The organism is Streptococcus pseudopneumoniae, from assembly GCF_001072315.1.
Lineage (GTDB): Bacteria > Bacillota > Bacilli > Lactobacillales > Streptococcaceae > Streptococcus > Streptococcus pseudopneumoniae_R.
The window spans coordinates 22,840-32,129 of sequence record NZ_JVLI01000034.1; the positions used below are offsets into that span (position 1 = coordinate 22,840).

Below are 9,290 nucleotides of genomic sequence, written 5' to 3' on the forward strand. Positions count from 1 at the left end.
TCTTTAAAGCTATTTACTCTGTTAGCAATTGTATTTGATATGATCAAATAAGATTAATAGTTTATTGAATCCCTTTTTTATAAACTACATAATTTATTTTATGTAGTTTATAAACTATCCAGAGCATTCTTTTGTTCATCGTTGACGATATGGGTATAGAGGTCAGTGACTTGTGTGCTGGCATGTCCTAGCTGATGACTGACCAAAACTTGAGATTTAGTAGCATCATAGAGCCTAGTTGCTAGGGTATGTCGTAGTTTATGGGGTGTTACACGGACTTTGAAGTCCTCAGAGTATTTAGCAACCATTTTTTCAACGCTGGAAGCGTCAATACGATTGGGAACACCTCGATAGAGTGTCAAAAAGAGGGCTGTGTCTGTTTTTTCCGTCTTATAGCGTTGATTTCGAATGGCCAGATAATTCTCTAAATAAGGCTTAGCAAAGGCAGCAACATTGACCGAATCGCGTTTGCCACCTTTTCGAGTGACATCAATAACCATCATCTTGAGATTGAGATCTCTTAGATCCAGATTAACAGCTTCAGATAAACGGACACCAGATGCCAAGAGAAGGGCGATAATAGCCAAATCACGTTCCTTATTTTTATTGAACGATGATAGAGCACGATTTGAGAGCTGTTGTGGGTACTCTTGGTCAATATAAGTTAGAAAACCTTCTGTTTCATCACCTAGAAAGAGCTTTTGCTTGATGTTTTCAGCTCTAGCAGCAAGTGTTTCTTTCTTTTTCTTAGTTGAAACTTTCTTCATTACATTACGATAGAAATAAGGTTCGCCCTGGTCGTTTTCAACCTCCTCAGTCAGATACTTGTAAAGACTAGAAAGTGCTGACAAAGTCCGATTGATGGTTGTCTGAGAAACACCTTGTTTACTTGTATTGGCATTCAGCAAAGGACGTTCTCTAAGATAAAGGATAAAAGCCTCCATATCTTTCTTTGACATATTTTCCAAGACAGATAAAGGAATATCAGACATTTTATCAGAGTTTGAAATCCCAGACTCCAAAACCCAGCTGAAAAATCGATCGTATTCCTTAAGGTATTCGTACAGGGTTGTAAAACTATAGGGCACAGCCAGCTTAGATTGGTAGTATTCCAGAACATACCAGGGCATGATTTGTTTTAGTTTATCGATTCGTTCCAATAAAATCTCACGTTTCATGTATTTTCTCCATAAATAAGTCTACTAGTAGTATAGCATAGGCTTATATATTTTTCAAGAAAATTATAGTTTTTCGGAAAGATGTTATAGGAGTTTTTTAAAGTGATAAAAAGACTTAGACCTGCAAACAAAACAGATCTAAGTCTTTGGAGCTATTATTGTGAATCATTATCTAGTGCTTTTTCTAGCTTCCAAATACTAAACCAGAATGAAATAGTCAGCAGAATAAGGAAAATAAAAAAGAGATGATCAGTAACGAAACTTCTGTTCATTCTACATAATTGAAGAGCTATATAAGGAGCTATGAGATACAAAATACATTGTATAATTGCTATCGTTTTCTTTTTCATGATTCTTAATCTTACTGTAAAGATTTGATACAGTAAACTCCTTTCTAGCTTTATCATTTCTAACTTAATTGTAGTCTTATTTTTAAGAAAGTTCAATTATTTATATGTGAAATGTTTTTTTATCAGTAAAAAAGAGGGGAAGTCCCCCTCTCAAGATTTTATTTGACTGCTTCTTTCAAAGCGTCTACCTTGTCCAAACGTTCCCATGGAAGGTCAATATCTGTACGTCCCATGTGTCCATAAGCTGCTGTTTGACGGTAGATTGGACGCTTAAGATCCAGCATTTGGATAATTCCTGCAGGGCGAAGGTCAAAAATTTGACGAGCTGCTTTTTCAAGCTTACTTTCAGCTACTGTTCCTGTACCGAAGGTATCGATACGGACAGAAACAGGTTGGGCAACACCGATAGCGTAGGCCAATTGAACTTCTGCCTTTTTAGCAAGACCGGCTGCAACAATATTCTTTGCAATATAGCGAGCCGCATATGACGCAGAACGATCCACCTTAGTCGCATCTTTACCAGAGAAGGCACCGCCACCATGACGAGAGTAGCCACCATAGGTATCCACGATAATCTTACGACCAGTCAAACCTGAGTCTCCTTGAGGTCCACCGATTACAAAACGACCAGTCGGATTGATGAAGAATTTTGTTTGCTCATCTAAATAAGAAGTTGGAATAACTTCTTTGATGACCTTGTCAATCACATCTTTGTGGATTTGTTCATTAGTAGCTTCTGGGTCGTGCTGAGTTGAAATAACGACTGTGTCCACACGTACTGGACGGTCATTTTCATCGTACTCAACTGTAACTTGTGATTTTGCATCTGGACGGAGATAGCTAATTTCTCCAGACTTACGAAGTTCTGCCAGACGACGAACCAATTTATGACTGAGTGAAATTGGCAATGGCATGAGCTCTTCTGTTTCATCCACTGCAAATCCAAACATGAGCCCTTGGTCTCCAGCACCAATCAAGTCAAGCGGATCTTGGTCTGTATTCCCACGAACCTCCAAGGCTTCGTTAACACCTTGAGCAATGTCAGGAGATTGTTCCACCAAAGATGGATGTACTCCTACAGTCTCTGCAGAAAATCCATACTCGGTATTGGTATAGCCAATCTCTGCAATGGTATCACGAACCACACGGTTAATATCCACATAGGCATTTGTAGATATTTCACCAAAAACGTGGACAGATCCAGTATATACAGCTGTCTCAGCAGCAACGTGCGCCTCTGGATCCTTGGCTAAAATAGCATCCAAAATCGCATCTGAAATTTGGTCTGCAATCTTATCTGGATGCCCCTCAGATACAGATTCAGACGTGAATAATTTACGTTCTGACATAAAAATGTCCCCCCTTAAAAATAGTGTTATAGAGTTACAAAGTACTGATAGGTATTTTCATTTTCTAAGAGTTACGACGCGAAAGAAATAAAAACGATACTTTTTTATTTCTGAAGCTAGTAAGGCGCATAGGGTGACCGCCTTATAGCGACAATCGTAGAATGACGAGCGACTACTTTGGAGCCGTCATTCTTTGCGAGTTACAAAGTACTAGTAGGAAAACTCCTTAGTTCTGAATACCTACCATCTTATCGGGACTATATAACTTTACCATTATATCATTTTTTAACGCAATTTGCAGTCTATATACTCAATAAAAATCAAAGAATAGCTTTTTGATTGTAGATAAAACTGACTAAATTAGTAATATATACCTAATACAAGATGACGCTAACTTGTTTTGAAGAGTATTAATGTACTGTTTCAATTTCTACTAATCTATTTTCAATAGGTGTTTAACAACCTTAATATTATGCGTACTATTATTTTTAAACTATCGTGTCCTGAACAATGGTTTGAAAATGAAAAGGGACTTTATTCTTTTTGTAACCTTTCTGTAATAATTCTCTGCCGAAAAAATGATAAAATAGGTATGTACTGTTAAGGAGAGAATCATGCCCGTAAGAAAATTACAATCCTATGAGGTAGACTATCAAGAAGAATTAAACCAGCAACTTCCTCATTATCAAGCTTATACACCTGAAGCACAAGCTGATAGCAATCTCAAAGAAATTTTATTTTTTGTCAATATCGCTGTTTTTTGTGTCTGCATTGCCATCTTTAGTTTTATCTTTTTGTCATTAAAATTAACAACTGTGCTCGCCTTACCTGCAGCAATAGTATCCAGCTTACTTGTTTTAAAAATCCAACGCTCTATTATCAAACGAAAATTTAGAAAATAAATCATACCCCATGTCTAATCAAGTTGATTTGTAAAAAATTAAGGAAAACAGAGAATTTAAGATGAATAACACATTTTTCATCTTAAATCCTCTGTTTTTTTGACCAGCTTGCCAAATATAATTATTTACTTAATTGAATAACGTGTAACCTTTTCTAACAAATGTTCTCCAAACATCCTAAACTGTAAAATTAATTAGTCTCGTCCCTTTTACTATTTTATTTTCTAAAATATGCTATAATAATACCAAAAGATAAAGAAGGAAAATCTATGATTAAACTACTAGCCTTGGATATGGACGGAACCCTCCTCAATGAAGCCAAGGAAATCCCACAAGATCACATCACTGCCATTCACCAAGCCATTGAAAAAGGTGTCAAACTGGTTCTCTGTACGGGTCGCCCGCTTTTCGGTGTTCTCCCCTACTATCAAAAACTGGGGCTTGATCTCCAGAATGAGTATGTGATTGTTAACAACGGTTGTTCAACTCACCAGACAAGTGACTGGGGACTAGTTGACTGGCAAGAACTCAGTCCAGCTGACATCGAATACCTCTATGACCTAGCTGAAAAAAGCGATGTTCAGTTGACTCTTTTTGATGAGGAACATTATTTTGTTCTCGGTGGCAAGCCCAATCAAGTTATTGAAAATGATGCTAAACTAGTATTTTCAGACCTGACTGAAATTTCTCTTGAGGAAGCGACTAGTGGCAAGTTCCGGATGTTCCAAGGTATGTTTTTAGGAACAAAAGAACAAACAGACGATTTTGAGCAGCGTTTTGCTACAGAACTCTGCCAACGATTCAGCGGAGTGCGTTCGCAGCCTGTTATTTATGAAGCGATGCCACTTGGTACGACAAAGGCTACTGCTCTTTCTCGACTAGCAGATATTTTAGAGATTGATTCCTCAGAGATTATGGCCATGGGTGATGCTAATAACGATATCGAAATGCTCCAGTTTGCAGGGCTTGGGATTGCAATGGGAAATGCCAGCGATTATGTCAAATCTCTTGCGGATGCCGTTACAGCCAGCAACGAAGAAGATGGTGTTGCGCGTGCCATTGATAAATATATTTTATAATTAAGAAGCCCAGTTCATACCAACTGGGTTTTGATATTTAAAAATTCCTAAAACTTTAGAAACTCTTTAGAAATCCTTGAGCTTTCTTTGATTTCTATGCTTTATACTAAAATTAACAAAATAAATCAAAAGGAGAGAATCATGAAAACAGTACTCGACATTCATGGATTGTCCAAAAACTTTGACAAACAAGCTATCCTTCAGGATCTTCATTTAACGATAAGAGAGGGAGATATTTATGGACTTATCGGAAAGAACGGAGCTGGGAAAACCACCTTAATAAAAATTATTACGCAACTACTGTTTGCGGATAAAGGGACTGTTTCCCTCTTTTCTAGTCAATCAGAAAATGAGTGGACCAAGGCTCTATCTCGAGTAGGTTCTGTTATCGAATCACCTGTAGCTCATAATCATTTAACAGCCTACCAAAATCTGAAATATTACTGTATGATTCGTCATATTCCAAATGCTGATCAAGTCATTCGTGAAACCCTGGACTATGTAGGTTTGGCAGATACAGGTAAAAAAGTCTTTCGTGATTTCTCGCTAGGAATGAAACAAAGACTTGGTATCGCCATTGCCCTTCTATCCAAACCAGACTTCCTGATCTTAGATGAACCTATCAACGGTCTCGACCCAATCGGTATCAAAGAGTTTCGTCTGATGATTCAACGGCTCAATCAAGAAAAAGGGATCACCATTCTCATCTCTAGCCATATCTTGTCAGAACTCTATCTCCTAGCCAATCGTTTTGGTATTTTAGATCAAGGCAAGATTATTCGTGAAATCAGCAAAGCTGAATTTGAAACACTAAGTGAGGATTATATTGTTCTTAAGACAGCTGACCAAGAGAAAGCTTGTCAAGTATTGAAAGAACAAATCCAGCTCCAGTTCAAGGTTGTTAATCCAGAAAATGAAATCCATATCTTTGGTCAGGAACAAGATGTCAAACAGATTCTCAAGGAATTAACCTTGGCAGATGTTGCTATTGACGAGATTTACTATGCCCGTCAAAACCTAGAAGAATACTTCACTCAATTGGTCGAATAGGAGGAAAATCATGATACATACCATTCAAGCAGACTTTTACCGTCTTTTCCGTTCCAAAGGATTCTGGATTACAGAATTCATTCTCTTTGTCCTCTTGCTACTGGGTGCCACTATCGGGGCTACAGGCCATCTGATGGCAATCCAGACAGAAGAACCAGAAATTCCAACCCATGGTTGGGACGGTATTCAAGCTCTTATCAATGCGTCTAGCAATGATTCAAACCTTGTTTTTCTCTGCATTATTCTAACATGTTTAGTTCTTGGGGTCGATCTAATCGGCAAGCTTTATAAAAATAGTTTGACAGTTGGCGTTTCTCGTACAGAGTTTTTCTTCGCTAAATCCTTTGTTCTAGCAAGTATCGCTCTCTTACAACTCATAGCCAGCCTTGTGATTGCTTTTGTTCCTTCAACTCTACTAAACGGACTTGGTACGATACCTGATGGTTTTGTTACTAATCTCCTCTTAATGATTTTCCTTCAATTTCTCTGCCTTCTCGCTTGGCTTTCGATTATTTCCTTTATTCTCTACCTGACTCATTCTTATCTTGCCGTATTTATTGGTTATCTGATTAGCTCTATCATCCTTTCTATGCCAATGATCATTTTTCCAAATATCAAATTTTTACCATATTTGTCCTTGCATTTTTCCTATGCTATGACTGCTAATAGTGAATCCATTTTCTATACCCTTATAGTTACCTTAGCTGTTATTGTAATCTTTAATCTAAGTGGACTGGCAGTTTTCAAAAAGAAAAGCCTATAAAAAATGACCTCCTCTAGCCTACAGAGGAGGTTTCTTTTTGTTAAAAATAAATGAAAACCGACAACCATTTCCCATCTGTGCTTAGTTTCATCTCTGTACCGAGAAGATGACATAATTCCTCAGTGATATAAAGGCCTAAACCAGAGGATTCTTCCGTGTCTGATAGATTTTCAGAATAAAAACGATTACTGAGATTTTCTATTCTTTTGATGGGCTGTTTAACAAGGTTTGCAATCTCTAAGACAAGCTGTTCCTTTTCCTTTCTCAAAGATAGACGTGCTTCTTCCTTGCCATGTTTGAAGACATTCCCAAGCAAATTTTGTAAAATTCGATCCAGCAAGTCTTCATCAGTCCTCGTTGTTAAACCAGCTTCAACCTTAAAATCAAGCGTGATATTTGCCGCCTGAAAAACATCATAATAAGCTAGAGTCTTTTTGGTGATAAAAACTGAAAGATCCACTTCTTCCAGTTTCGGTTTGACAGCTCCTTCCATCAAACGACGATATTCTAGGAGAGCCTCCAAACGTTTGGAAACTAAATCAAGATGCTGGGCTATTTTTTGTAAGGTTTCTGCTTTGTCTTCAGGAGACTTTATCAATTGTTGAGTGTAGCCTGAAGCGATAGTCAGAGGTGTCCGAATATCATGGGCGATATTGCTGATGGCCATATCCAGAGTCTGCTTTTCCCTTTTCATCACCAACCGAGATTGTTCCACTTCCTGAAATAGATTCTCAATTTGCTGGTAGAGATGTAAAAAATGTTTGGAAAAAATGTTGACTCCGACTCTTTTCATACTACCCGTGAGAATCTTGTCTTCAATCTGTTGACTCAAGTTTTTAAGTGCTAGATGGTAGCGAATCAATGCAATCGATAAAATAATTAGGAGTACCAGTAGAACAAAAATTATCATGTAGGTCATTGCTTGTCTCCTTTTAATCTTACCCCAACGCCCCAGATGGTTTCAATATATTCTTGATTTGGGTCAAGCTGGTTTAATTTTTTACGAAGATTACTCAAATGCGTATTGAGAGTATTATCTCCAGGTAGGTAGCTATCCTCCCAGACCAATTCATAAAGTTCTTCCTTGGTAAAAATTTTCTTAGGATGTTTGAGGAGAGTTTGGATAATCAAGCATTCTTTCTTGGCAAGGCGAATCGTTTCCTGGCTATTTTTGATTTCAAAACTTTCTGCATCAAACTGGATATTTTTCAAGTTTTGTGGCAAATTTTCAGTTTTTCCTATTTCCATAGGCTGTTTTTCTGCACTTTGGCGTAATTGAACAGTAACTCTGGCAAAGACTTCGTCCAAATCAAAAGGTTTGACTATGTAATCATTGGCACCGTCTAAGAGGTATTGACTGATTAACTTCTTATCGCTCAAAGCCGTTAGCATAATGACTGGAATTTGACTTTATTCCCTGATAGCTTTTAAAACCTGATCTCCATTTTTCCCAGGAAGCATGATATCTAGCAAAACGAGTTCAATCCCACCTTGGTCAAAAAGCATGATTCCTTCAGTTCCTGAAAAGGCTTGAATCACCTCATGCTCCTCAGTAAGAAGTGTTCGCAAAATTTCTTGAATGTCACTATTGTCTTCAATAACCAATATCCTAGCCATAAATACCAACCTTTCTGCAACTATTATAGCATGTTTTATTGATAAATCTTAAACAGAAAAGCTTTTTCTCTTTTTCATTAAAATCGTGCAACTTTTTTCAGATACTTTTAAAAGATTGATTTCATTATCTGTTTCCTTTATACTGGATAACAAGGAGAATAGTATGTCAGAAACAAATCACGAAATCGATTCAAATTTTGCAGGTCGTTTAAATATCCTGCGTGCGGGTGTTCTTGGTGCCAATGATGGAATTATTTCCATTGCTGGTGTAGTTATTGGGGTTGCTAGTGCTACGAGCAATATCTGGATTATCTTTTTATCAGGATTTGCAGCTATCTTAGCTGGTGCCTTTTCAATGGCTGGTGGAGAATATGTATCCGTTTCAACTCAAAAAGATACTGAGGAAGCGGCCGTTGCGCGTGAGCAAGTCTTGCTAGATCAGGATATGGAACTAGCCAAAAATTCCCTCTATGCTGCCTATATTCAAAATGGTGAGTGTGAAACATCAGCCCAACTTCTCACCAACAAAGCCTTTTTAAATAATCCGCTCAAGGCTTTGGTAGAGGAAAAATACGGGATAGAGTATGAAGAATTTACCAATCCTTGGCACGCTGCTATCTCTAGCTTTATTTCTTTTTTCCTTGGTAGCTTACCACCAATGCTTTCAATTACCATTTTCCCAAGTGAATACCGCATCCCTGCTACTGTCCTAATTGTAGGATTTTCTCTCTTGATGACTGGATATACAAGTGCCAAACTTGGAAAGGCTCCAACCAAAACAGCTATGATTCGGAACCTTGCTATTGGTCTCTTGACTATGGGAGTTACCTTTCTGCTAGGACAACTTTTCAGCATTTAATACTCTTCGAAAATCTCTTCAAACCACGTCAGCTTCGCCTTGCCGTATGTATGTTACTAACTTCGTCAGTTCTATCTGCAACCTCAAAACGGTGTTTTGAGCTGACTTCGTCAGTTTTATCTACAACCTCAAAACAGTGTTTT

The 9,290-nt window shown here is 37.7% G+C and carries 8 protein-coding genes and 1 pseudogene; 5 read left to right on the forward strand and 4 right to left on the reverse strand.

The window, feature by feature from the left end:
* Positions 1-107 precede the first annotated feature (107 nt).
* Positions 108-1,178 carry a tyrosine recombinase XerS gene (gene xerS / locus ADH54_RS01660; protein ID WP_049523743.1) on the reverse strand — a complete coding sequence of 357 codons (1,071 nt, stop codon included), beginning with the start codon at positions 1,176-1,178 and terminating at the stop codon, positions 108-110.
* 508 nt (positions 1,179-1,686) lie between these two features.
* Positions 1,687-2,877 (reverse strand): methionine adenosyltransferase, encoded by a 1,191-nt coding sequence (metK, locus tag ADH54_RS01665; protein ID WP_049523745.1) that lies wholly within the window; start codon positions 2,875-2,877, stop codon positions 1,687-1,689.
* A gap of 614 nt (positions 2,878-3,491) precedes the next feature.
* Between metK and ADH54_RS01670 the strand changes: the two genes are divergently transcribed.
* The 4 genes from ADH54_RS01670 to ADH54_RS01685 all read left to right on the forward strand — a co-directional run bounded on the left by ADH54_RS01670 (position 3,492) and on the right by ADH54_RS01685 (position 6,671).
* Positions 3,492-3,779, forward strand: a complete 288-nt coding sequence (locus ADH54_RS01670) for a DUF3270 domain-containing protein (RefSeq protein WP_049523747.1) — start codon at positions 3,492-3,494, stop codon at positions 3,777-3,779.
* Positions 3,780-4,048: 269 nt separating this feature from the next.
* Entirely contained in the window at positions 4,049-4,858 is an 810-nt protein-coding gene (locus ADH54_RS01675) for a Cof-type HAD-IIB family hydrolase (protein ID WP_049523749.1), read from the forward strand.
* A gap of 141 nt (positions 4,859-4,999) precedes the next feature.
* Complete coding sequence (locus tag ADH54_RS01680; protein WP_049523751.1) at positions 5,000-5,908, forward strand: ABC transporter ATP-binding protein; 909 nt, start codon at positions 5,000-5,002, stop codon at positions 5,906-5,908.
* Between the two features lie 10 nt (positions 5,909-5,918).
* Positions 5,919-6,671: an ABC transporter permease gene (locus ADH54_RS01685; RefSeq protein WP_049523752.1), complete on the forward strand. Its 753-nt coding sequence runs from the start codon at positions 5,919-5,921 to the stop codon at positions 6,669-6,671.
* A 40-nt stretch (positions 6,672-6,711) separates the two neighbouring features.
* Here ADH54_RS01685 and ADH54_RS01690 read toward each other — a convergent pair whose 3' ends face one another.
* Together ADH54_RS01690 and ADH54_RS01695 are read right to left on the reverse strand one after the other, a co-directional pair.
* On the reverse strand, positions 6,712-7,590 hold the full coding sequence (locus ADH54_RS01690; protein WP_049523754.1) for a sensor histidine kinase: 879 nt from the start codon (positions 7,588-7,590) through the stop codon (positions 6,712-6,714).
* Positions 7,587-8,288: pseudogene (locus ADH54_RS01695) on the reverse strand (response regulator transcription factor). The gene ADH54_RS01690 and the pseudogene ADH54_RS01695 overlap by 4 nt, the downstream one beginning before the upstream one ends.
* Before the next feature lie 163 nt (positions 8,289-8,451).
* Between ADH54_RS01695 and ADH54_RS01700 the strand changes: the two are divergent.
* On the forward strand, positions 8,452-9,147 hold the full coding sequence (locus ADH54_RS01700; protein WP_049523756.1) for a VIT1/CCC1 transporter family protein: 696 nt from the start codon (positions 8,452-8,454) through the stop codon (positions 9,145-9,147).
* Positions 9,148-9,290 lie beyond the last annotated feature (143 nt).